Origin of the sequence: Salegentibacter mishustinae, from assembly GCF_002900095.1 — a bacterium.
GTDB classification, from domain to species: Bacteria; Bacteroidota; Bacteroidia; order Flavobacteriales; family Flavobacteriaceae; genus Salegentibacter; species Salegentibacter mishustinae.
This window is the reverse complement of sequence record NZ_LLKN01000001.1, coordinates 57,423-80,990: the sequence shown is the minus strand read 5'-3', so window position 1 is coordinate 80,990 and position 23,568 is coordinate 57,423. Positions and strand designations below refer to the sequence as shown.

General features: G+C 36.8%; 21 protein-coding genes. 5 read left to right on the top strand and 16 right to left on the bottom strand.

Annotated features, from left to right (window positions below):
• Positions 1-6: 6 nt before the first annotated feature.
• From APB85_RS00420 to APB85_RS00400, 5 genes are all read right to left on the bottom strand, one after another.
• Positions 7-1,401, bottom strand: a complete 1,395-nt coding sequence (locus tag APB85_RS00420; protein WP_057480190.1) for an anthranilate synthase component I family protein — start codon at positions 1,399-1,401, stop codon at positions 7-9.
• A gap of 317 nt (positions 1,402-1,718) precedes the next feature.
• Positions 1,719-2,219, bottom strand: coding sequence for a YceI family protein (locus APB85_RS00415; RefSeq protein WP_057480189.1), 501 nt, complete (start codon positions 2,217-2,219; stop codon positions 1,719-1,721).
• Positions 2,220-2,267: 48 nt separating this feature from the next.
• Positions 2,268-2,846: a YceI family protein gene (locus tag APB85_RS00410; protein ID WP_057480188.1), complete on the bottom strand. Its 579-nt coding sequence runs from the start codon at positions 2,844-2,846 to the stop codon at positions 2,268-2,270.
• Positions 2,847-2,880: 34 nt separating this feature from the next.
• Entirely contained in the window at positions 2,881-3,513 is a 633-nt protein-coding gene (locus APB85_RS00405; protein ID WP_057480187.1) for an NAD(P)H-dependent oxidoreductase, read from the bottom strand.
• 2 nt (positions 3,514-3,515) lie between these two features.
• Positions 3,516-3,965, bottom strand: a complete 450-nt coding sequence (locus APB85_RS00400; RefSeq protein ID WP_057480641.1) for a MarR family winged helix-turn-helix transcriptional regulator — start codon at positions 3,963-3,965, stop codon at positions 3,516-3,518.
• 195 nt (positions 3,966-4,160) lie between these two features.
• On the opposite strand from APB85_RS00400, the gene APB85_RS00395 reads away from it, so the two are divergent.
• Positions 4,161-4,475, top strand: a complete 315-nt coding sequence (locus APB85_RS00395) for a rhodanese-like domain-containing protein (RefSeq protein WP_057480186.1) — start codon at positions 4,161-4,163, stop codon at positions 4,473-4,475.
• Positions 4,476-4,673: 198 nt separating this feature from the next.
• The gene (locus tag APB85_RS00390; RefSeq protein WP_057480185.1) at positions 4,674-5,927 is read left to right on the top strand and encodes a S8 family peptidase; all 1,254 of its coding nucleotides are present in this window, start codon (positions 4,674-4,676) and stop codon (positions 5,925-5,927) included.
• 50 nt (positions 5,928-5,977) lie between these two features.
• On the opposite strand, the gene APB85_RS00385 is transcribed toward APB85_RS00390, so the two are convergent.
• The 5 genes from APB85_RS00385 to APB85_RS00365 all read right to left on the bottom strand — a co-directional run bounded on the left by APB85_RS00385 (position 5,978) and on the right by APB85_RS00365 (position 14,001).
• Positions 5,978-7,186 (bottom strand): hypothetical protein, encoded by a 1,209-nt coding sequence (locus APB85_RS00385; RefSeq protein ID WP_057480184.1) that lies wholly within the window; start codon positions 7,184-7,186, stop codon positions 5,978-5,980.
• A 117-nt stretch (positions 7,187-7,303) separates the two neighbouring features.
• Positions 7,304-9,313 (bottom strand): excinuclease ABC subunit UvrB, encoded by a 2,010-nt coding sequence (uvrB, locus tag APB85_RS00380; protein ID WP_057480183.1) that lies wholly within the window; start codon positions 9,311-9,313, stop codon positions 7,304-7,306.
• A gap of 161 nt (positions 9,314-9,474) precedes the next feature.
• Positions 9,475-12,237, bottom strand: coding sequence for a T9SS type B sorting domain-containing protein (locus tag APB85_RS00375; RefSeq protein ID WP_057480182.1), 2,763 nt, complete (start codon positions 12,235-12,237; stop codon positions 9,475-9,477).
• Positions 12,238-12,259: 22 nt separating this feature from the next.
• The gene (locus APB85_RS00370; RefSeq protein WP_057480181.1) at positions 12,260-13,096 is read right to left on the bottom strand and encodes an ABC transporter permease; all 837 of its coding nucleotides are present in this window, start codon (positions 13,094-13,096) and stop codon (positions 12,260-12,262) included.
• A complete protein-coding gene (locus APB85_RS00365; RefSeq protein ID WP_057480180.1) occupies positions 13,096-14,001 on the bottom strand; it encodes an ABC transporter ATP-binding protein in 906 nt (301 codons plus the stop codon). Before APB85_RS00365 ends, APB85_RS00370 begins: the two co-directional genes overlap by 1 nt.
• Before the next feature lie 94 nt (positions 14,002-14,095).
• Between APB85_RS00365 and APB85_RS00360 the strand changes: the two genes are divergently transcribed.
• The gene (locus APB85_RS00360) at positions 14,096-15,166 is read left to right on the top strand and encodes a hypothetical protein (protein ID WP_057480179.1); all 1,071 of its coding nucleotides are present in this window, start codon (positions 14,096-14,098) and stop codon (positions 15,164-15,166) included.
• 238 nt (positions 15,167-15,404) lie between these two features.
• Here the strand turns inward: APB85_RS00360 and APB85_RS00355 are convergent, their stop codons facing one another.
• From APB85_RS00355 to APB85_RS00330, 6 genes are all read right to left on the bottom strand, one after another.
• Positions 15,405-16,463, bottom strand: coding sequence for a nucleoid-associated protein (locus tag APB85_RS00355; RefSeq protein WP_057480178.1), 1,059 nt, complete (start codon positions 16,461-16,463; stop codon positions 15,405-15,407).
• A 283-nt stretch (positions 16,464-16,746) separates the two neighbouring features.
• On the bottom strand, positions 16,747-17,256 hold the full coding sequence (locus APB85_RS00350) for an IS1096 element passenger TnpR family protein (protein WP_057480177.1): 510 nt from the start codon (positions 17,254-17,256) through the stop codon (positions 16,747-16,749).
• Positions 17,257-17,280: 24 nt separating this feature from the next.
• Positions 17,281-18,306 carry a COX15/CtaA family protein gene (locus tag APB85_RS00345; RefSeq protein ID WP_057480176.1) on the bottom strand — a complete coding sequence of 342 codons (1,026 nt, stop codon included), beginning with the start codon at positions 18,304-18,306 and terminating at the stop codon, positions 17,281-17,283.
• A 29-nt stretch (positions 18,307-18,335) separates the two neighbouring features.
• Positions 18,336-19,757, bottom strand: coding sequence for a CCA tRNA nucleotidyltransferase (locus tag APB85_RS00340; protein ID WP_057480175.1), 1,422 nt, complete (start codon positions 19,755-19,757; stop codon positions 18,336-18,338).
• Positions 19,758-19,953: 196 nt separating this feature from the next.
• Positions 19,954-20,523 (bottom strand): L-threonylcarbamoyladenylate synthase, encoded by a 570-nt coding sequence (locus tag APB85_RS00335; RefSeq protein ID WP_057480174.1) that lies wholly within the window; start codon positions 20,521-20,523, stop codon positions 19,954-19,956.
• Positions 20,510-21,625, bottom strand: a complete 1,116-nt coding sequence (locus tag APB85_RS00330) for a glycosyltransferase family 4 protein (protein ID WP_057480173.1) — start codon at positions 21,623-21,625, stop codon at positions 20,510-20,512. The genes APB85_RS00335 and APB85_RS00330 overlap by 14 nt, the downstream gene beginning before the upstream one ends.
• Before the next feature lie 185 nt (positions 21,626-21,810).
• Between APB85_RS00330 and APB85_RS00325 the strand changes: the two genes are divergently transcribed.
• Complete coding sequence (locus APB85_RS00325; protein ID WP_057480172.1) at positions 21,811-22,578, top strand: lipopolysaccharide kinase InaA family protein; 768 nt, start codon at positions 21,811-21,813, stop codon at positions 22,576-22,578.
• Positions 22,579-22,584: 6 nt separating this feature from the next.
• Positions 22,585-23,556 (top strand): glycosyl transferase family 90, encoded by a 972-nt coding sequence (locus APB85_RS00320; RefSeq protein ID WP_057480171.1) that lies wholly within the window; start codon positions 22,585-22,587, stop codon positions 23,554-23,556.
• Positions 23,557-23,568 lie beyond the last annotated feature (12 nt).

Sequence of the window (23,568 nt, the reverse complement as noted above, 5' to 3'; positions counted from 1 at the left end):
TATTCCTTATATATCTTCAGCGATATCCAATGCCTTGGTTAGTGCCCCTAGTTTATTATAAACTTCCTGTAATTCGTTTTCTTCTACAGATTCTGAAACCACACCTGCGCCGGCTTGATAATGCAATTGGTGGTCTTTACTTACAAAAGATCTAATGATAATCGCATGGTTAAAATTTCCGTGGAAATCCATAAACCCTATCGCGCCACCGTATGCATCACGATTTACATTTTCATATTTTTCTATCAGCTTCATCGCGCTGTGTTTCGGCGCCCCGCTTAAAGTCCCCGCCGGAAAAGTATCGGCCACTACCTGCATTGTAGGTGTTTTTGAGTCTTTGGTGCCGGTAACTTTACTTACTAAGTGTATTACGTGGGAGAAAAACTGAATTTCCCGATATTTTTCAACCTTCACATTATTCCCGTGTCTACTTAAGTCGTTACGAGCAAGATCTACCAACATCACATGTTCGGCATTTTCTTTTTCATCGGCGGCGAGTCTTTTGGCTATTTCGGCATCTTCCTCATCATTTCCGGTACGTTTAAAAGTTCCGGCGATTGGATGGATTTCTGCCTGCCCGTCCTGAACTACCAATTGTGCTTCAGGGGAACTTCCAAAGATTTTAAAGTTTCCGTAGTCGAAATAGAAAAGATAGGGCGAAGGGTTAACGCTACGTAAAGCGCGGTAGACATTGAATTCATCTCCCTTGAATTTTTGAGAAAACCTTCGTGACAGTACAATTTGAAAAACGTCCCCACGATAGCAGTGTTTCTTTCCGAGGCGTACATTTTCCCTGAATTCTTCGTCGGTGAGGTTAGAAATTGGTTCCTGCTGACGTTCAAAATTATAGGTTGCGAAATTCTTAACTTTAATCAGTTGCTCGATTTCAGCGATTTTTGAATCGGTATCGTAGTTATGATCAAAAATATAGGCTTCGTTATTAAAATGATTTATCGCAATGATATTTTGATAAACCGCGTAATAAATATCCGGAAGTTTAAGATCACCATTTCTCTTTTTAATCTCTAAATCTTCAAAATACCGAACTCCGTCATAAGCGATATAGCCAAAGAGTCCGTTATTAATGAATTTAAAATCAGAGTCTTCAGTTTTAAATTGCTTTGAAAATTCCTGGATTTGCTGCGGTACGTTCACTTCAGGAGTGATCTTTGTTGTTTTTTTACTTCCGTCAGGAAAAACTTCGGTAATCACTTCGTTTTGAATCTTAATAGAAGCGATAGGATTGCAGCATATATACGAGAAACTATTATCGTTGGCGTGGTAGTCACTACTTTCCAGCAAGAGACTGTTAGGATATTTGTCCCGAACTTTTAAATAAACACTCACCGGCGTAATGGTATCGGCAAGGAGTTTTTTATAGGTGGTCTTTAGTTGATACATAAATTATTTATTTCTGTCGCTCCCGCGAAGGCGGAGGTTAATTTTCAAATTTCTTATATAAAAAAAGGCTTGTCGTGAGACAAGCCTTTTGTATGAGATTATATACTATAGCGATGTTACTTCACGACGTTTGACGTAAATTTTTCCACCACCAGGTATTTGTTGTAATTGTTTTCATAAAATATAATAAATGCCATTTGTTGGCTTTTATTGCTTCAAAGATAGAAAGCTCTTTTAAATAAACAAGTCGATTTTATAAAAAGAAGAGCCGGAAAAGTAAATTTAACTTTTCCGGCTGGAATTGTGCAATCTAATTATTAGAATTTCAACTCAATATTTAAATCGAAATTATCGTAAATCGTTTGATCTCCAAGTCCGCTAAAAAAGCTACCGGAATTGTATTTCACGTTATATTTAGAACGATCTATTGTTAATTTGGTAGTAGCAGTATTGTTGTTATAATCTAAATCGAAAGTTACCGGGTGAGTGTTTTCTTTAATAGTAAGATCGCCAACCACACCATAAGTACCATCATCTTTTTTGGCTACGCTGGTTATTACCAGTTTTGATGTTGGGTGATTATCTACGCCAAAGAAATCGTCTGAATTTAAGTGACCTTCCAATCCTGCTTTATCGTCACCTTTAAGATCGGTTACCGTAATAGTGGTCATATCCATTACAAATTCGCCACCTACGATTTCATCGTTTTCGAACTTGAATTTCCCATCTTTTAAATCGATGGTTCCTGAGTGTGATCCTAAAACTTTTTTACCTTTCCAGGCGATATTACTGGCCTGGGTATTTACTTGTTTTTCCATAATAATTCAATTTTTCTTTTTCAATAGCAATTTTCTTCCCGGTACAGTTTAGAATTTTAATTCTACGTCCAGCTCAAAGTTATCGTAGATAGTTTTGTCTCCAAGGTTATCAAAGAAACTTCCTGAGCCATAACGAACATCGTATTTAGACCTGTCTATGGTTAATTCGGTAGAAGCCGAATTATTGTCCATATCTAAATCGAAAGTAATGGAGTTAGTTTTTTCTTTAATGGTAAGATCGGCAACTACACCGTAAGTTCCGTTACTTTTCTTCGCTACGCTGGTAATTACCAATTTAGCGGTAGGGTGATTATTCACTCCAAAAAAGTCATCAGACTTTAAGTGACCTTCTAACTTTCCTTTGTCTTCACCTTCAAGATCTGTTACCGTAATAGAAGTCATATCCATTACAAACTCACCACCTTTAAGCTCGTCATTTTCCATAATGAAATAACCGTCTTTCAAGTCTATAGTTCCCTCATGAGAACCGGTTACTTTTTCGCCTTCCCATTCTATGTTGCTGTCTTTTACTTCAACTTTACTTTCCTGTGCGTTTACATTGGTAAAAGATAAAAGGGATACGATAACTGTAGATGCAAGGGCACCTTTAAATAGATTCTTTTTCATAACAATTTTTGATTTTAATTAATTTAGTTTTGATTTATATTAAATGGAATAATTCTTCTTCTTGTTTTCTTACTTTTTTGGCGTGCTGTAATTGGTCTTCGTCACTTCTATAACCAGCCGTGGCAATAACTGCGGTAGTTAAATTTGTTCCTGAAATTCCCAGTATCTCATCAAATTTTTCAGCATCAAAACCTTCCATAGGGCAGGTATCAACCTTTAAATGGGCTGCTGCTGAAAGTAAATTTCCTAATGCGATATAGGTTTGCTTCTGTGCCCAGATTTTTTGTTGATCTTCAGGTTTTCCTAAAATGTTTGAAGTAAGCATATCTTTTAATCCGCTTAAATCCTGAACCTGAACTTCTCTAATTTTACTAATGTTCTCTAAATAGGAATCTATGTAATCTTCGTTTAGTTTTTTAAGTCCTGCAAAAATAAATACGTGGGAGGCATCGGTAAGTTGCGACTGGCCCCAGGCAGCTTCTTTTAGTTTTTCTTTCGTCTCTTTATCTGTTACAACAAAAACTTCGTAAGGCTGTAGGCCGTAAGATGAAGCCGAAAGCTGGATGCTTTTTTGTAAATAATTGACATCTTCCTGACTTAAGGATTTTTCTGGATTAAACTTCTTGGTGGCATATCTCCAGTTTAGTTTTTCATTATAATTTTCCATAGTTATTTTCTTATTTCATTTAAGCAATTTGTGATGTACTCTATGTTTTCTTCAGTTAAATTCTCGGTCATATTTGCTTCAACCGCATCTACCACGGGGTCTATTTCTTTTAAAAGTTGAAGCCCTTCTTTAGTTATACTAATTTCTACCTTGCGGCGATTAGCTTCGCAAATAACCCGTTCGGCTAAACCTTTTGTGATCAACTTATCTACCAATCGGGTAGTGTTACTCATTTTACTTACCATCCGCTCTTGAATAGTGCTTAGGTTAGCCGGTTTTCCTTTTTGTCCGCGTAAAATGCGTAGCACATTAAATTGAGGAATGGAAATATCGAAGGGTTTTAGTGCTTCGGCAACCTTATCGTCTATATAATTTGCGGTTACCAATATCCCAAGACTTAACTTTCGTGCTAATGGTAAATTACTGGTCTTTAATTGATCTTCAAGTTTCATTTGTTCCAACAACATTTGTACATACAAATATAAAGCAGTTTTATTATTTAAATTAAAATGAAATGTTAAAATTTTCGCTGTGTAATCCAGTGGCCTGAAGTCGGTATTTTTTAAAACTTTCAATATCTTTACGTAAAATAAAATGGAAAATAATAACGAATTCCCTAGCGGGGAGAATTGAAAAAATAGGAGTTTATGAAAGAACTTAGTCAGGAAGAATGGAAAGCAAAGTTGGAAAAAGATGATCAAGCCGTAATTTTGGATGTAAGAACTCAGGATGAAGTAGAAGATGGCTATATTCCAAGTGCCAAGAACCTTGATTTTTATAAAGGTCAGGAGTTTATAAATGAAGTTGAAAAGCTGGATAAGGATAAAAATTATTATATCTATTGCCGTTCAGGAAAACGAAGTGCACAGGCCTGTACTATTTTAGACCAAATGGGTTTTGCGAATACTTATAATCTTGCAGGTGGATTTATGGAATGGGAAGGCGAAAAGGCTGAAGATTAAAAATTTATAGATTTTAAAATTTGAAAAAGCGCTATTTGGAATGCCAAATAGCGCTTTTTTTATGTATCAATTTTAGAAATTATGGAAATCATATGTTTGTTAAATTATGAATTGTTATATTCAAAAGTTTGTTTTTTGTCGATAAAATGATAGATTTGGTCGATCTATTAACCTTTTTTTAACCAAACATTTAAATTTATGATTTTAAACAAATTCAAACCACTCGCGGTAACTGCATTAGTTGCCACTTTCTTGTTCTCATGTTCGCAAGATGAACAAAGAGATCAACAAATTGATGAAGAATTGGTTGCGCCCTCTTCGTCAAATATTATTGAAGGCCAATACATTGTTGTTTTCAATAAAAAAGTAACCGGAGACGCTACTTCAAAGTATCCAGAAAGTTATACCAAGGCTCAGGAAGCTGTAGCTAATACTACCAAAAAAGTATTATCTGAAGCGAATATTCCTGATACCGAACTTCTTGCGGTTTATAGTAAAACTATAAACGGGGTTGCGCTTAAATTAAACCTTGACCAGGTAGAATCACTACGCAAGAAAAAAGAAATTGCTTTTATTGAAGAAGATAGAATAGTGCAATTTGCTCCACCTTGTGGAACTCCAAATGGTGGGCCGTGTGATGGTGATCCAGGCGATGGAGATGATGGTAGCGGAGGAGATTCTGGCCAGGAAACTCCTTACGGAATTGCTCGTGTAAACGGTGTTGCTTCTTATACCGGTTCTAATGTAGCCTGGGTAATTGATTCAGGAATTGATACAGACCACCCAGATCTAAATGTTGATGCTTCAAGAGGATTCAATGCTTTTACTTCGGGAAGAGATGGTAAGTCTACCGATGATGGTAATGGACACGGAACTCACGTGGCAGGAACTATTGCTGCATTAAATAATAATATTGGTGTTATAGGTGTGGCTCCAGGTGCTACAGTAATACCAATAAAAGTTCTAGATAGCCGTGGTAGCGGATCTTATTCTGGTGTAATTGCCGGTGTAGACCATGTTGCTGCTTATGGAAGCGCTGGAGATGTTGCTAATATGAGTCTTGGAGGTCCAACTTCTGATGCCTTAGATAATGCAATTCTTTCTGCTGCTGAAAACGGAATTATATTTGCCCTTGCTGCAGGAAATGAAAGTTCTGATGCTAATACCAGTTCTCCTGCTCGTGTTAATGGCGCAAATATCGTTACCATTTCTGCAATGGATTCTAACGATAACTGGGCTTCTTTTTCTAACTACGGAAATCCTCCGGTAGATTACGCTGCTCCAGGAGTTGCTGTAAATTCTACCTGGAAAGACGGTGGTTACAATTCAATTAGTGGTACTTCTATGGCTTCACCTCACGCAGCCGGAGTTTTACTATTAGGACCTGCTTCTACCGATGGCACCGTTAATGGAGATCCAGATGGAACAGCTGATCCAATTATTGTTCACTAAAAACTAATAAACTTAATAGATTAGGAAAGCACTGCGAAAGCGGTGCTTTTTTATTTTCTAAGGAGTAGCCAACGGGTTCCTATACTTAGAATAGTGAATACTTCCCCATTGCTAATACTGTTAATACTATTATCCTGGATATCGTCTAGCGTATCCCCGTTTACAAAATTAAGCGCCGTGGTACTACTTCCTTTACTTATTAAAACGATTTCCCGCCCTTTATTAGCAGATGCGTCTGGAATTGTAATTGATGAAATAGTTGGGTTAATCCTTAAGAAATAAACTTCATCTCCAATAATGTAAGTCCCACTTTGGCTTCCTGTGCTTATATAATTTCGGGTATGATTGTGTTTCCAATTAACTTTTCCTGAATTATCTGAAACTAAAATCTGGTTTTCTTCTCCCCTGGAATCAGGTAAAGTATATTCTACTGCCGGTGTTTTTCCTATTCCTACAGACCCAGCGAAATATCCGGCAAAAACCCTTGAGCTGGAGTTTCCTTCGGCCCGGGCGTAAATTCCATAGATATTACCTCTGCCCGTAGATGATCCTATTTCGGTAAATATACCGTAATTATCACTGCTTGCACCTTCTGTTCGTCCTACTTTATTGTATATTCCATACATATCTCTACTGCCCGTTGCCTTACTGGTAACATTATAAATACCATAACGCTCAGCCTCTCCATCTGTAGAAACATTTAATTTGAGGCCATATTTTATGGCATCAGTTTTACTGCGATTTGTTATTTCTATACCGTAGGTATTTCTGGTTTTTTCAGGATTATTATTATCTATTTGTAATCCTTTTTTAATATCGCCAGGATCACCGGGATTTATCGCAATTTGAAGTTTACTCTCAATATTTTCAGTACCAATACTAATATTTCCTTTTCTGAATAAATTATCATTTATATTTCCGGGACTCTCTGTGGTATTTGGCTCATAGAAATTAGCTGCTTTAGCATCTGAAACTATAGACTTCCATTCTCCTTCTTGTTGATGCCAATAATAAAAACCTGCCGGGAAATTATTAAAAGCCTCACTCAAAAAAATAAGCATTCCGTGTTGTTCAATGCCGGGATCCTGTGAAGGGAATTTCTTTATCCTGGGAATAAGAATCCCGTCTATTTTGGATGGATTATTGTTATCTGTAGCCACAATATCTAATTGAGCTCCAGGTTCGGTGGTGCCTATACCAACTTGAGAAATTACTGGGATTGCAAAAAGCAAAAAGTAATAAAGTACAATCTTTTTCATCCTACTAAAAAATACCGGTTAAGGAATAAGCGTTTTTTAGTTAGGCGTGTTTTGGATTTTTAAATATACTTTTTGAAAATCTTTTTTGCTGAAACCTTCCAATAATAAGGGATTTCCCTAGGCTTGTGCTTCTTTAACTTTATTCTGAAGCATTTTTATTTCATCACGGTGTTTAGCTGCAGCCATAAAATCGAGATCTTTCGCCGCTTTCTCCATTGCTTTTCTTTTCTCCCGAATTCTTTTTTCCAGATCGGGTTTACTCATATAAGCAACTTCTTCTTCAGCAGCTTTGGTAGTTAGTGGTTTTTCGGCATCATAAACATCCAATTTTTCCTTAATTAACGTACTGTTTTCAAGTTTTTTAACGAGTGGAGTAGGATTAATGTTATTCTCGTTATTGTAATTTATCTGCTTGGTTCTTCGATATTCGGTTTGATCAATGGTTTTTTGCATACTATCGGTAACCTTATCGGCATATAAAATCGCCTTTCCTTCTACGTGACGGGCTGCCCGGCCAATAGTCTGAGTGAGGGAACGGTTACTTCTTAAAAATCCTTCTTTATCAGCATCAATTACGGCAACAAGCGAAACTTCAGGAAGGTCAAGTCCTTCTCTTAGTAAGTTTACCCCAATAAGTACATCAAACAAACCGCGGCGTAAATCCTGCATAATTTCTACACGTTCCAGGGTGTCTACATCAGAATGAATATAACGACATCTAATATCAATACGCGTTAGGTATTTTGCTAATTCTTCGGCCATTCTTTTGGTAAGCGTGGTGACTAACGTTCTCTGGTCTTTCTCGATTCTTGTATGAATTTCTTCAATAAGGTCGTCTATTTGATTTAAGCTTGGTCGTACTTCAATTACCGGATCCAGAAGTCCGGTTGGTCTAATTACCTGTTCTACATATACTCCTTCAGATTTCTGTAATTCGTAATCTGCCGGCGTAGCACTTACATAAATCACCTGGTTTTGTAAGGCCTCAAATTCTTCGAATTTCAGCGGTCGGTTATCCATTGCAGCCGGAAGCCTAAATCCATATTCTACCAGGGTTTCTTTCCTGGATCTATCCCCGCCATACATCGCGTGCACTTGTGGAATGGTCACGTGACTTTCATCAACTACCATTAGAAAATCATCTGGAAAATAATCTAAAAGGCAGAAAGGTCTGGTGCCGGGTTGCCTTCCGTCAAGGTAACGAGAATAGTTTTCAATCCCTGAACAATAGCCCAACTCACGAATCATTTCCAGGTCAAAATTGGTTCGTTCGTCCAATCGTTTTGCTTCCAAATGTTTGCCAATATCTCTAAAGTAATCTACTTGCTTTACAAGATCGTCCTGTATATGATGAATTGCATTTTGCATCACATCGGGCGAGGTTACGAACATATTGGCAGGATAAATATTCAGCCTTTCATATTTCTCAATAATATCATTGGTTCCCGGATCAAAAGCTTCAATTTCTTCAATTTCATCTCCAAAAAAGTGAATTCTGAAAGCATTATCGGCATAGCTTGGAAAAACATCTACCGTATCTCCTTTAATTCGGAAATTTCCATGGGTGAATTCTGCTTCAGTACGGGAATATAAACTTTGTACCAGTTGATGTAAAAATTTGGTTCTGGAAATTTGCATATCCTGTTCGATAGAAACCACATTTTTTCGAAACTCCACAGGGTTACCAATACCATACAAACAGGAAACTGAAGCAACCACAATCACATCACGTCTTCCGCTTAAAAGGGAAGAAGTGGTACTAAGCCTTAGTTTTTCAATTTCTTCATTAATAGAAAGGTCTTTTTCAATATAAGTTCCCGAAGTAGGAATAAAGGCTTCAGGCTGGTAATAATCGTAATAACTCACAAAATACTCCACAGCATTATTGGGAAAGAATTGCTTGAATTCTGAATAAAGCTGGGCTGCAAGTGTTTTGTTGTGAGCAAGCACCAGGGTAGGTTTCTGCACATCCTGAATTACATTCGCAACAGAAAAGGTTTTACCTGATCCTGTTACTCCCAGCAATGTTTGGTACTGGTCGTTATTATTAATCCCATTTACCAGTTGCTCTATGGCCTTAGGCTGGTCTCCGGTGGGTTTGTAGTCTGATTCTATCTTAAACTTCATTCGTCTTACTCGATAATCGAGATTTAAATGCTTCGAGGCCTGGCTCGAAATTCAAAAAATTCTCTATTTATTGCCTTTTGGGCTTGCCGCAAGGTAGTTTCATGTCTTATTCTCACGAAACTAATCAATAATCCTGCCTATTCAAACTGATAAACTTTTCCTTAACGTTTTAGGGTAAAATGGCCGCTAAATTCCTGACCATTTGCCAGTTTGCCTTTAAACCAATAATCATTAGATGGCATTGGTCTACCATTATAATTGCCATCCCATCCAGAAGTATTTCCAGGTAATTGTTTTAATAGTTTTCCATACCTGTCAAAAATATAGATGTATTCCACCTGGAAATCCTTGTTATTGGTTTCATACGGACGCCAAAAATCGTTATAACCATCGCTATTTGGCGTAAAGAATGCCGGGAAACCAAAGATTATTTCGGCAAATTGAGCAACTTCGCAGGAATTTGCACTTCTGGCATAAAAAGTATGTGGGCCGCCTGAAACATTTCTAAAAGTAGGAGTGTTTTGATACGGGCCATTGGGGTCGTCTATAGAAAATTCTAAACCTTCAATATTGTTAGTAAGCACGGTTACACTGCTATTTTGACCGTTATTTTCAATTTCCAGTTCTAAAATTTCAGGATTTGGGAATTCTTCTACGATAAAATCTATTGACTGGCCACAACCTAAATTAGTATCGGTAATTCTAAGGCTATAGGCTCCTGCTTCATTTACCTGAATGCTTTCCGAATTTTCTCCTGTACTCCATAAAAAGTCAAAATTTTCGGGATTGGTTATATTTAGATCATCACCGAGCGTTAGCGGAAAATCTGAGGTGCAGGCTTGTAATTCCAAAATATTATTAATCCTGGGAAAAGCTGCTATTTCCAGATCTATAGATCCAAAACCGTAACAAACATTGGCATTTTCTGCTCTTATATAAATTGTTTTCGCTCCAGATATATACGTGCCTGAAAGAGGATTTTCGCCAACTGCTGCATCATTTTCAGATTCGTGAAAGCTTAAACTTATGCTACTATTCAGTCCTAATTCAGCGATAATATTCTGTTCAATGGTAGGCAGATCAAATTCAGCCTCACCATCCATTAATTCGCACCCAGTAGCGGCTTCGGGCTCAAGAACTACACTGCTTGTGGTGTGTAGTTTAATACTGGCGATTTCAAAACAATCGGAGTTAAAACCAATAACTTTTACCGTTAATTCCTGATCCTGGGAGTTGTTTCTGTAAATATTATCTAAGGCGTTTTGGTTTTCGGTATCATTTTGCGCATCATTCTCATTTTCATAAAAATAAAGCTGAAGACCTGGATCCTCAGAAGTGAGTTCCTCGCGAGCGAGTTGCAGATTAAAATCGGTTATACCATCATTAGGGTCGCTATCGCCCACATCACATTGAGTAAGAGTGAAATTATTGGAAATATTTGGCAGCTCGGTAATAGTAACTTCTTTACAAACCGGCTCTTGCGGAATACCTGAAATCGTTTTGATCAAACTTACGCTATAAGTACCGGGTTGAGCGAAAGTATGTTGCGGATTCTCGGTAGTGGAAGTGTTTCCATCGCCAAAATCCCATAAAACAGAATCATAATCATTTTCACCGGTAATAGTAAATTTTGTAGATGCGCCTGAACAAAGGTTATCTACATCAAAACTATCCTGAAATAAGGATTGAACAAAAGGAGGAAGCCCAAGTTTGACATAGTTAGGAGAAATATCTACTGAATTATGGCTGTAAGTCACATTTTCTGGATCCATTCCAGGATTACTTATAACCGAAATAGAGCTATGGGATTCTGAGCCACCATCTTTCGGGTATCCTGCGCGATAAATTTTTCCGTTTATTGCTAATTGAAGTGCTCCCGCCACATTGCTGGAAGAATTGATCACTGTTTCAGAATTTCTAACATTAGAACTTTCCAGGTTGAACTGGTATATTTTACTTTCCTGTAAGACCTCACCACCCTCATATTCATTGGTGGTGACATACAGTTTAGTGCTTTCTGGAGAAAATTCAACACCATAAGGATAAGTATCCAGCAATAGTAATTCTTCATTAGTAACCCTTCCTGTTTCATCATCAAAATCGTACAAATAGACTTCGCCGCTATTTTTTCCACCACCGGTTCTGGGACTGCCCAGGGAAGTTTGCGAATAAGCAGCGGCCATTTTACGGCCATCGGGAGAAATTTTTAAATATCCCCGGGAAGTAATATTGATCTTCTGGTCATCTAAAATTGGAGCGAAATTATTGGAAATATCAGATATAACCGGGTTGGTATCCACCCCGGAAGAGCTCACTCTAAATGAATAAAATTTATCCATAAATTGAGTGACTACCCAATAGGAAGAGCAATCTCCCGCAATTACGGCGGTTATTTTTTCTGAACTTTTAAACTCGTTTTGTAAGCTATTTGATGGGTTGTAGGTTACTAAATGTATATTTTTTTGCCCGTTAATTATAGCGCCATTACCATTATTTAGACTCATATCTACTTCAGAAAAATTAACGCCTTCAATAGGGTTTCCTGGGGTGAGATAATAATCTGGCTTATCTACGGTAAAAATAAAGTAGCGACCAGGGTTAGCCGGCCGTGGTACTATAATAGCAGATTGTGTAGTGGAAATGTCACCTTTTAGGCTGTTTCCATTCTGCATTATATTATGGGTCTTATCGTACACAACCGTACCATCGGTATAGAAAAGTAAATTCCCGTTTCGGTCAGATATACTTGTAGAACCTTCCAGGGTTTGTAACCTCCCATTATTCAAGCTTACAGGATCGCTATTAGAGCTGGGAAAAGAGAGTCCGGCTCCAACTCCAAAATACCAGTTAGAAGCTTCTTGTTGGGAATAAAGCTGTAAACTCACAACCAAAAAAAAGACAAAAAAAAGATGAGAAAATTTCATTCAGCTACTTTCATACTATTACCTATAAATCCCTATTTTTTAAGAGCTTGTAGGATAAAAATACAAAAATAGCAGTCCAGATTATCACAATTATTAATTGATACCAATGAATTCCATAGTCTTTCTCAATTTCTGAACCTATTTGAGTCGCTGCGGTTTGTACCGCCGATAGTCTCGAGAAGGGTTCTTTAATTAAATTGCTCATAGATTCCAGCGGAAAAAATCTTGCAATGTTATCAGCGACTTCAGAATCTCTAAAGATTTTCCATTTTAAAACCCCGTAAACAATACTTTCTAAGATCCACCAGATAAACAGAAAACCCAGGGCAAAAGCCGAACGTTTTACAAGAATTCCTAAAAACATACAGAAAGCGAAGAAACCGGTGAGTTTTACGAAATAGGCGATCATATATTCCATATCTGAAAAGATGATAGAAACCTCGGTAAAATCTGAAAATGAAAGTCCTAAGATAAGCGAAACCACAAACAGAAAGATGGTAGAGATCAATGAAAATACCGTTACGGTTAAGAACTTAGAAGCGATGAATTCTTTCTTGCTTAGGCCGTCTATTAAATTCTGTTTTAGTGTCCTGTTGGTATATTCGTTAGACATCATGGAAACAATAACGATAGCCAGGAATAATTTTAGCAAGGCGGCTATATAAGAATTAAAATGCCAGATATATGGAAAATTAAAAATTCCCTGATCGGCTACGCGAAAGTTAATGGCGCCTAAATTAAATTCGATAGATGCTATTAAAGCAATAAATGTTATTAAAATAAAATAGGTGAGAACCAGTATTTTTGCCGAACGGCTATAGCGTAATTTATGATATTCTATCTCTAAAAGTCGTAACATTATGCAGCGGGAGTTTCATTGGTTAATTCAAGGAATTGTTCTTCCAGGCTTTCTTTTCGCTTTACCAGGTAAGAAAGTGAAAGTCCCTTTTCAAATAAATATTCGTTAATAGCTTCAGCCTCCATAGGCTCTTTAAGAATGGCCGTAACCACATTTTCCTTTTCTGTAACATTTTCTATTCCCGGATGCGCAATAAGTAAGTCTTGCAATAACTGCATATTTTTGGCCTGTAGTTCAAAGAAACCATGGCTGGCATTTATAGCATCAACAGGGCCGCTATAAAGCTTCTTGCCGTTTCTTATAATCACCACGTGAGAACAAACTTTCTCTACTTCATCCAGTAAATGCGAAGCGAGCAAAATGGTAGTTCCTCCGGCGGCGATCTTCCTGATTATCTCTCGAATTTGGTGAATCCCCTGTGGGTCTAATCCATTTGTGGGTTCATCTAAAATTAAAATTTCCGGATCATTGAGTAGGGCAGAAGCTATGGCAAGACGCTGTTTCATACCCAGAGAAAAGGTTTTAAACTTACTGTCTTTTCTATCCAGTAAGTTTACGATTTCCAGCTTTTCTTCAATTTTATCACGAGAAACGTCTTTAATTTTACAAACCAAAGCCAGGTTTTGCACCGCTGTCATATAAGGGTAAAAGTTAGGATGCTCAATTATGGCACCTACTTTTTTTAAAGCTTCGTGTGTTTCAGTATTACCACCAAACCAGGCGAATTCCCCTGAGGTTTTATTTACTACATTAAGTACCATCCCAAGGGTAGTAGATTTTCCACTTCCGTTAGGGCCTAAAATACCATATACGTTGCCTTTTTCTATGGTGAAAGACAAGCTGTCTACCGCGGTTAGCGCGCCATATTTTTTAGTAAGGTCTTTGAGACTTAGAATTGTTTCCAAAATTGAAGAAAAGTTTAAAGTATGACGACGAAGTTAGACAATTGTTACAGATTTCGCCTTAGAAAGCTTATTTTTGATGAAAAGCTGATATAATATGGAAGAAAAGCTGATGTCTAAGAAGAAACCTTCATTTGCTGTAAATGAAAGGTTAAATCGATATCTGGCCAAACATAACCGAAACACCAAAATCCCTGTTTTTTACGATGATTTGTTGCGATTTTCAGGCTCGGTTGTAGTATACGATCAGCACGAAGAAGATACTTTTTGGGTGCGTTGTTATTATCCCGATTTTGAAAGAGAGGAAATAGATAATAGCCTAAAACAGGTGTACACCATTATGCATTCGGATGGAAGTGACGACTCGCTGGAATTCTTAAATGTTGATGCTATTGATTATTGCACCTTCGGAAATTCAAAACCTTTCCGTATAAAAGTGCGAAATATCTTAAATGATAGTTTTACTTATTTCTATGTAAAAAAGGCTGATGCTTCCAGAATCTACGGACTTGAATTTGAGCATTTGCTTTCCCCACACCGAATTAATTTTTTGGTATATAAGGATACTTTAATTGAAGAACATATTGCCGGTATTCCCGGAGATGTTTTTATAGAAGAACATTTACCAAGTTGTGATAACAGGGCGCAAACCCAAATAGCCAAGCAATTTGTGAAATTTAATGAGCGCTGTACAGTGCGATTATTGGGAGATATGCGTTCCTACAATTACGTGGTAATTCCAACTCACGATTTTGATCACGTCGAATATCAAATAAGGGCGATAGATTTTGATCAGCAGTGTTTTGAAGGAAATTTAAAAGTTTATAGACCGCAGTTCTTTAAAGAGAATCTTAAGATGGTGCAGCTTGTGCAGGAGAAACTGCAGGAATCTTCTATTGAGCAATATAGAAAAGAGGAGCGCTCCCTGCTCGCCAAAAGGATTATTAATACCCGCCCACGTTACAAAGAATTATTGCGTTGCATGATAAATGATCACGTATCTACCCAGGCAAATGTGAAAACCTTAAGGAAAGATTTATATCGCTATACCAACGATATGAAGTTTAAACGTGCAAGCACCATGGGACAAATTCTTAGAACTGCTTTAGATTTTGTGCGGCGTAATTATGAAGATGTAAATATGAAACGTTTGCTGGAAAGTTCTTAGAAGAAAAATGGGTTGTGTGAGAACTTTCCTTAAAATCGTCATCCTGTCCCGAAACTTCGGGATATTTCAGGATCAAAAATGTCGATAATTAGAACAGGTTATAAGCTGCAATAAATTCAGCTTGACGAAACTATACTTTTTATACAACTTTTTTAATGTAAAAACAGTTGAAAAAAAATAGCCACGAATTCACTAATAATATTTGTGTATTCGTGGCTATTAATTTTAGAAGATTTTCTTAACTCTTTTCTTCTTTATTAAAGTAAACCAGGTAATAATACATCTGTTTTTCTTCGTCCCAGCCTTTTTCCACAAACTTATCGGCCGATTCAGCATTTACAAAATCCATTTTAATCTGAATGTTCGTATCAAGATTGATAACGCTTTTAATTTTCTTACGAGCATCGGTCACCGCTTTGTTGGCGATTGGGAAATTGGTGAGGTCTTCAATCTTATATTTAGGCGCTTTTTCAGTTTTATAATGCTGAAATTCGGGTACCAAATCAGGATTGTCTATTACTGAATTCAGGAAATTACTTTCTTCAAAGTCGTCATTCTTGGCGAAGTAATCCATACTTCGGTTCATAAACATCACTTCTTCTTTTTTGTCTTCCGCAGGCAAAACCACGTCTTTAGCAAAATTCTTACAGAAGTTTAGGTAACTTTTAGTGTTGTAATTTTCATCACGCATTACATCGACCCCTAAAAAGTTTTCCAGCCAGTATTTAGTATCGTATTTATTAGAATCTACCGAGAGGATCTTATATCCTTCAGCACGGTTTTTATTGAAAATTAACGCGCCTTTATCCAGTTTATTCAAATTTATTCCCTGCTGAACAATCATCTCCAAAATACTGCCGTTTTCTTGAAATTGCAGGAAGTCGTGCTTTAATTCAGATTTAAAAATGCCAATTCCTGAAACCTTTTCATTATCAATCTGTAGGTTTTCAAAATATACTACATATACTTCTCCGCTCTTGATGTGTGGATGGGAAGACTGCTCAAATAATAAAGTGGTGATCTTTTTTGAAGCTTCATGAATATTTTCAGGATTATCAAAAATAGCATTGGCTAAATTGTATAATTCGTTGAATTCAATATCGGTATCGTGAGAGAAATTAAAGTAATTTTCTTCTTTTTCTCTAAATGATTTAAGAAAATATTCCTTGATTAAAGGAGTGATTTCATCATTTAATTGATAAGGAGCCGCAGAGAGAAAAATGTTCTCATTTCGGCTTTTATTGCCCACTCTGTGAATAGAAAGGGATTCAATTTGCGCATTAAAAAGGTTGATCATTCAGTATATAGTTTTGTCATTTCCGCGAAGGCGGAAATCTTAGTATTGTTATTTTCCGTCCCGAATATAAGGGATAAACTGTAGCTAAAATTTTATTATTCAAGTTATCGTCATTACGAGGTACGAAGCAATCTGTCAGATTTTGGTAATTTAAATTAAAGATTACTTCACTCCGTTCGTAATGACGTTTCTTATTGAGATATGAACTACTTAGATCCTGAAATAAATTCAGGATGACGATAAACCAGGTTCCCGAAGCGAGTTCGGGATGATTACTTTGTAATCAATTCCAGTTTTCATCAAATGAAAGGTCGTCGTAATCATTGGTGTTGAAGCCCTGGTCAAAAATATCACCGGAACCTGCATCGCCATCATCTTCTCCTACAAAATCTTTATCTGGTGCTTCATCGGGAATTTGCCCGTGAACAAACATAAGGTTTGGGTAATCTCTGCCATCTTCAATTTCGCCAACCTGGGCCAATTCTATTAGAAAAGTCCACATCTTTAGGAAATCGTAAACATAGATAATATTTCTATTATCTTCATCCAAGATAGATTCCAGGCTGGTTTCATTCATTAGTCGAACTTCACCACCCATATCAAATTGGGAAAACTCTTCGCCCTGTTCCCATTTTTCGTCACTTAAATAGAACGAAGCCATCTCTGTACCATCAAACCCAAAAGACTGTAAAATGGTATTATGAAGATCTTCCAGCGTGTTTTCCTGCAGTATTTCTATATCTCTAAACACATCTTCCTCTGCATCAAGAATTACTCTAAATCGGTAAACCATAATATCAAATTTTAATGGGCAAAGTTACGAAGTTTTCAACTTTCTGCCGGCGGCAAAGCTTTCCAATAATAAATAAAATTGAAATCCGAACAATACCGCGGCAATCACCAAATGTAGCGGTTGCGATGTGAACGGAAATTCGAAATTATACATGGCAATGCCGGTTAAAATCTCCAGGAAAATGAACAATAAAACCCAGTTTATTTTACCAAATTTTAGTTGAAGTTTTCGGTTTTTCCACCAGAGTACAAGGTTTACAAGTAAAACAAGGATAGAAAAACTACGATGAATATAGAAGGTGAGATTGGGGTTTTCCAGCCACATATCTTTAGCGTTATAACCAAATATTTTAACCTGTTCATCTACAAACTGTCTAACTTGCGTTCCAAAAATCACCTGTATTAGGGTAAGCACTACGGCCAAAACCATTAAATTTCTAAAAGTTTTATTTGGCTCGTGAGCTAGTTTTTTTTCTTCTGAAATAAATAGCAAGTAAAGTAAGATAGCTACAATTACCAGTGCCATCACCATATGAATGGTAATTCTAACCGGCGATAAAACCGAATAAACTACGGTCGCGCCAAGCCAGGCCTGGAAGCCCATAAGAAAAACGCTAAGCCAGGAAAGCAAAGTGATTCGTTTTCTTTTTTTCCATTTTTTAAAGGAAAGTACAGCCATAATAAGTACGGCAAAACCCGCTAAAGCCCCGGCAAGCCTATTTATGTATTCAACCCAGGTATGCGTTGGATTAAAAATAGCATAGTCGTGTTTTGTGTAGGTTTCCCAATTTTCTTCATAATAGTTTTCTGCGGAAGTAAAGTTGCTTACTGCTACTTTTAAAGTCTCGTCTACAATTATTACCTGTCCTTTTTCATATTCGCGATTAGCCTGAAACTCCAGTTCTGAAACTTCGGTTGGAGGAATATAATAACCAAAACATTTTGGCCAGTCAGGGCAACCCATCCCAGAACCCGTCATTCTTACCACTGCACCGGCAACAATAACCAGGTAAACCAGGATCAGGGAAATTTTAACCGATTTTCTATACATATTTTAAATTGAAAGTTAAAAACCTAAACTTAACTACTCACTGATAATCCCAATTCTCTTCCTTTTTTAAGCATTAAATTTCTCGCGGCTTCGTGTTCGTTTGGAATTTCCCCTTCTAGAATTGCTTCTTTAATCGTGTCTTTTATAATACCGATTTCACGGGATGGTCTAATATTGAAAGTTTCCATAATTTCTTCACCGGTAACCGGAGGTTGAAAATTACGAACGTGGTCACGCTCTTCCACCTCTTTCATTTTGGTGCGAACCACTTTGAAATTATTGTGGTATTTCTTAAATCGATTTGGATTTTTAGTAGTGATATCGGCCTCACAAAGCGTCATCAAATCTTCAATATCTTCACCTGCGTCAAAAATAAGGCGGCGTACGGCAGAATCGGTTACATCGTTGTCCACAATAGCGATTGGTCGTGAACTCATTAAAACCAATTTCTGCACATATTTCATCTTGTCATTTAGCGGAAGACGTAGCCGTTTAAATAGTTTGAAGACCATTTTTGCGCCTACAAATTCGTGCCCGTGAAAAGTCCACCCAATTTTCTTATGAAATTTTTTAGTAGGGGCTTTTCCAATATCGTGCAATAAAGCTGCCCAGCGGAGCCAAAGATCATCGGTGTTTTCTGCGATATTATCTACCACTTCCAGCGTATGCCAAAAATTATCTTTGTGCTTCTGGCCTTCAATTTCGTCGATGCCTTCCAGAGCGGTCAACTCGGGCATAATGATATGGAGTAACCCGGTTTTATGTAATAGCGAAAAGCCTTTCGAAGGTTTTTCGGCTAGCATTATTTTATGCAGTTCATCGGTAATTCTTTCTTTTGAAATTATCTTGATACGTTTCTTGTTCCTGCTAATTGCATCTAAAGATTCTTTCTCGATCTTAAAATTTAGCTGCGTTGCAAACCGAATAGCCCGAAGCATTCGCAAAGGATCATCAGAATAAGTAATATCGGGATCTAGCGGGGTTTTGATGATCTTCGAATTTAGATCTTCGATTCCATCAAAGGGATCTAAAAGATTTCCAAAGTTATCTTCATTCAAACCAAGCGCCAGCGCATTTATGGTGAAATCCCGACGATTTTGGTCGTCCTCCAGACTTCCGTCTTCCACAATGGGTTTGCGACTGTCTTTTTGATAGCTTTCTTTACGCGCACCAACAAACTCGATTTCCATATCGTAAGCACGCAGCATCGCCGTGCCATAGTTTTTGAAAACCTGAACTTTGGGTTTATGCGGAAGTATTTCGGCAACTTTTTTTGCAAGTTCAATGCCGCTGCCTATTGCTACAATGTCAATATCTTTAGGTTCTCCTCGCTGTAAAATGTGATCGCGAACAAAGCCTCCAATAACATAGCTTTCAAGTTTTATTTCTTCCGAGGCCTGGGTGATGACTCTGAATATATTGTGGGATAAAGCGCCTTTATAATTCTTCACTACTGTAATTTCTTTTGAAACCCAAGCTTTTTGAACCTGGCTTCATTGCTAAACACGTTCTAAGAAACTGGAAACTTAAACGTCATCCTGAACTTGTTTCAGGATCTAATTTGATAATTCTAAGATATTAGAAGCTGAAACAAGTTCAGCTTGACGTAAAAAAGTCTTAACGAACTTATCAATAAACTTTTCGTTATTATTTTCTAATCACTTTTACCTTACCATCGTTACTTAATTTGATGATGGCGGAGGGTTTAGCCGATTTTTTATTTTTTTGCAAATTTACTACATAGTCGACACCTTCTAAAATTTCGGGGCTAATTTCAGCGAAGGATCCGGGTGTTTTTTCACCACTAATGTTTGCCGAGGTAGAAACGATTGGTTTCCGAAACCGTTTTGCCAAATCATTGCTGAATTTATCTTTAGAAACTCTAATTGCCAAAGAATTATCATCGGCGATTAAATTTTCAGCTACGCGAATTGGATCGTCGTAAATAATCGTAGTAGGCTTTTTCGCAAATTTGAGAATATCGTAAGCTACTTCCGGTACATCTTCAACAAATTGATTCAGCATTTTATAGTCTGAAACCAGGCAAATAAGCGCCTGACTTTCGTGACGTTTTTTAAGTTTATATACCTTTTCTACAGCTTCAGCATTGGTGGCATCGCAGCCAATTCCCCAAACCGTATCGGTAGGGTAGAGTATAAGTCCGCCCCGTTTTAAGGTTGCCAGGGCGTTTTGCATTTCGGTTTTAATATCTTCCATTAAGGACATTTTTGTATTCTTGTAGTGTTTGTTGGGCCATTTGTTTTGTGGTAAAATTTTCTACCAGTTTTTTATGGCCATTTTCAGTAAATCGAGAAATCAGCACTTTGTTTTCCTGTAAAAATAGCAAGAGTTCGGCTAATTCTTCAGCGTCTTTAGCATCGGCTAAAAGACCATTTTCCATGTGGGTCACAATTTCGGGAATTCCGCCCACATTTGTGGAGATAACCGGAGTTTTATGATAGAAAGCTTCATAGATCACGTTAGGAACCCCTTCAGAAATTGAGGTAAGCATCAAAAAATCTAATTGAGGAATTATTACTGATGCATTTTCTTTGAAGCCCAAAAAACTAATATGTGATTCTAAATTTTTTGTTTTTAAGAGTTTAAGAAAGGTTGAGGTTTCTGGAGTGAATTGCCCAACTTGAACAAAATGAAATTTTAAGCCTTTCTGCTGCCTAAGGATATTCTCAGCAGTTTCAATAAAAACAGTGAGATCTTTAGCGGGAATATGATTTCCAATATTACCCACAATTATAACATCATCGGGCAGTGTAAGTTCTTTTCGCAGTTTAAATTTAGCCGAAAGCTGTCTTTGCTTCTTAATTGAAATTCCGTGATAAATCGTTTTTAAGCGATTCTGATCTTTAATTATTTCCGCAGCTATTTCACGGGTTTTCTTCGAAACACAAAGAATACGTTTAAGTTTTGGATAGTTGTACTTATAAATTGTTTGCTCTCTATTTTTAATAGGAAAAGAGGTTTTTTTGCTAAAAACCATTAGTGGTAAATTATAAAACTCATCTGCTAAAACCACTAGCGATAGCGCTTTTGGATCGTGAATATGAATAAGATCTATACGTTTTTCTTTGCAAATTTTTACGACTTTCAAACTATACCGAAGATCAAAATTAAAGCTAAGTGCTGATGTTTGGAAATTTAAGTCGGTGTGTTTTAATTTTTTATGAAATAGGCCATTTTTGACACAAAGGATAAGATTTTCGACTTCGGGAAAATCACTTTTAAATTCTTCACACAGCAATTCGATTTGGTTTTCGCCGCCTCCCCAATTTTTTACTGCCGATAAATGAAGGATTTTCATTAGGTCTTTCTCTTAATTCGTTGATGCAATAGTTATATTTGCCAATTACTATAAACCTGAGATTTTGATTAAGCAATCTCTAATGCGATCGCAAAAATAGTAATTTGCACTGCGATATTTGGAGATTTTGCTGGTCTAATTCCATTTCTGGGATTTATCAGGAAAAGCTTTAATTTTATAAGTTGATGAAGATATTCATTTCAAAATATCATAAGTTATCTAAAAAGAATATTGAAGAAATTCTGTTGAATTTCAATTCGATTGGCCAATCTTTTTTTGCCGGAAAAAAGCACCGAAGGAATCACATTAAGGTGGTTGAAAAAGAGGGGATGAAATTCAATATTAAATCTTTTAAACAGCCTAATTACATCAACAGATATGTCTATGTGCTTTTTAGAGAATCTAAAGCTGAGCGTTCGTTTAAATTTGCAGAAAAACTGATTAAGAAAGGGATAGGAACACCTAAACCTATTGCTTTTGCTGAAGAGACCAGTAAAGGTGCTCTTACTAAAAGTTTCTATATAAGCGAGCATTTAGATTATGATCTTACCTTCAGAGATCTGGATTTATCGATACCTGGACACGAGGATATTTTGCGCGCTTTTACCCGGTTTACTTTCAAGCTGCACGAAAATAATATAGAATTTTTAGACCATAGTCCCGGTAATACTTTGATTCAGCTTAATAACGGCGATTATCAATTCTACCTGGTAGATTTAAACAGGATGAATTTTAAACCGCTTAATTTTCCCGAGCGGATGAAGAATTTTGCCCGGTTAACTCCAGATAGGGAAAAGGTTGAAATTATGGCGGAGGAATACGCAGAACTTATTGAAAAGAGTGAAGCTGAAGTGTTTAAAAAAATGTGGTATTTTGTTAATGCCTTTTTTATTAATCGCGGTAAGAAGAGAAAGCTGAAACAGAAATTTAAAAGCCTTATAGGAAAAAAATGATCCGATATGAATCTAAAATTTCTATTCGCTTCCGGGAAAAATGCAAAATTGCCCTATTATATTAGGAATTATGCTAAGGTAATCCTTCCTAAATATGTTTTTCAAAGTCGCTTATCAAAGAAATTAGAATCAATCAAATCCCGGCCTGATGCCAATTATATAACTTCAAGAGTTGAGTATTATAATAAACTTCATACGGCTCAAGAACTCCCGGAATCTTCCCAAAGGTTTGGCGAATTAAAGAAAAGTAAAAAAGTAAAATCGGTTTATTTCCTCGATGCCTATCGTGTTATTTCCTGGTTTAAGGGAAGTTTTAAATGGAATTACGTACCAGGCGATGTAACGTATATACCAGAAATTCCATCTATAGTAAAAAGCAGGCCAATTTCTGGAGATAACAGCAATTCAGTTTTATTGAAATTGGACGAGGTGAGGCATTTTATCTTTATCAGAGATCGGTTGAAATTCAATGAGAAATTAGATAGAATTATTTTCCGTGGAAAAGTTGATAATAAACCCCATCGTATCGCTTTTATGGAAAAATACTTTCATCATCCTATGTGCGATTTGGGGAATATTACCAAAAAAAAAACATTGCCGCCAGAATGGACTGTGGAGAAATGCACGCTATATCACCATCTTCAATATAAATTTGTTTTAGCGCTGGAAGGCAATGATGTGGCTAGCAATTTGAAATGGATTATGTCTTCTAATTCTATAGCGGTGATGCCAACACCAAAGTTCGAAACCTGGTTTATGGAGGGGAAGCTTATTGCAAATCATCATTATATCCAGATAAAAGACGATTACTCAGACCTGGAAGAACGGCTCAATTATTATATTGAAAACCAGGAAGAGGCAAATCAAATTATTAGAAATGCGAACAAATATGTTTCTCAATTCTTTGATAAAGAACGTGAACATTTAATTGGGTTGGCTGTAATGAATAAATATTTGGAAAAAACAGACCAGAAGTAGATTTTAATTTCA

What these genes read in the sequence shown, in the direction of transcription:
- APB85_RS00370 (WP_057480181.1), bottom strand. Translation starts at nt 13,096, where the DNA reads ATGTTACGACTTTTAGAGATAGAATATCATAAATTACGCTATAGCCGT.
- APB85_RS00390 (WP_057480185.1), top strand. Translation starts at nt 4,674, where the DNA reads ATGATTTTAAACAAATTCAAACCACTCGCGGTAACTGCATTAGTTGCC.
- APB85_RS00385 (WP_057480184.1), bottom strand. Translation starts at nt 7,186, where the DNA reads ATGAAAAAGATTGTACTTTATTACTTTTTGCTTTTTGCAATCCCAGTA.
- APB85_RS00400 (WP_057480641.1), bottom strand. Translation starts at nt 3,965, where the DNA reads ATGAAACTTGAAGATCAATTAAAGACCAGTAATTTACCATTAGCACGA.
- APB85_RS00410 (WP_057480188.1), bottom strand. Translation starts at nt 2,846, where the DNA reads ATGAAAAAGAATCTATTTAAAGGTGCCCTTGCATCTACAGTTATCGTA.
- APB85_RS00330 (WP_057480173.1), bottom strand. Translation starts at nt 21,625, where the DNA reads ATGAAAATCCTTCATTTATCGGCAGTAAAAAATTGGGGAGGCGGCGAA.
- APB85_RS00375 (WP_057480182.1), bottom strand. Translation starts at nt 12,237, where the DNA reads ATGAAATTTTCTCATCTTTTTTTTGTCTTTTTTTTGGTTGTGAGTTTA.
- APB85_RS00395 (WP_057480186.1), top strand. Translation starts at nt 4,161, where the DNA reads ATGAAAGAACTTAGTCAGGAAGAATGGAAAGCAAAGTTGGAAAAAGAT.
- APB85_RS00350 (WP_057480177.1), bottom strand. Translation starts at nt 17,256, where the DNA reads ATGGTTTACCGATTTAGAGTAATTCTTGATGCAGAGGAAGATGTGTTT.
- APB85_RS00360 (WP_057480179.1), top strand. Translation starts at nt 14,096, where the DNA reads ATGGAAGAAAAGCTGATGTCTAAGAAGAAACCTTCATTTGCTGTAAAT.
- APB85_RS00420 (WP_057480190.1), bottom strand. Translation starts at nt 1,401, where the DNA reads ATGTATCAACTAAAGACCACCTATAAAAAACTCCTTGCCGATACCATT.
- APB85_RS00325 (WP_057480172.1), top strand. Translation starts at nt 21,811, where the DNA reads ATGAAGATATTCATTTCAAAATATCATAAGTTATCTAAAAAGAATATT.
- APB85_RS00405 (WP_057480187.1), bottom strand. Translation starts at nt 3,513, where the DNA reads ATGGAAAATTATAATGAAAAACTAAACTGGAGATATGCCACCAAGAAG.
- APB85_RS00320 (WP_057480171.1), top strand. Translation starts at nt 22,585, where the DNA reads ATGAATCTAAAATTTCTATTCGCTTCCGGGAAAAATGCAAAATTGCCC.
- APB85_RS00415 (WP_057480189.1), bottom strand. Translation starts at nt 2,219, where the DNA reads ATGGAAAAACAAGTAAATACCCAGGCCAGTAATATCGCCTGGAAAGGT.
- APB85_RS00345 (WP_057480176.1), bottom strand. Translation starts at nt 18,306, where the DNA reads ATGTATAGAAAATCGGTTAAAATTTCCCTGATCCTGGTTTACCTGGTT.
- APB85_RS00355 (WP_057480178.1), bottom strand. Translation starts at nt 16,463, where the DNA reads ATGATCAACCTTTTTAATGCGCAAATTGAATCCCTTTCTATTCACAGA.
- APB85_RS00335 (WP_057480174.1), bottom strand. Translation starts at nt 20,523, where the DNA reads ATGGAAGATATTAAAACCGAAATGCAAAACGCCCTGGCAACCTTAAAA.
- uvrB (WP_057480183.1), bottom strand. Translation starts at nt 9,313, where the DNA reads ATGAAGTTTAAGATAGAATCAGACTACAAACCCACCGGAGACCAGCCT.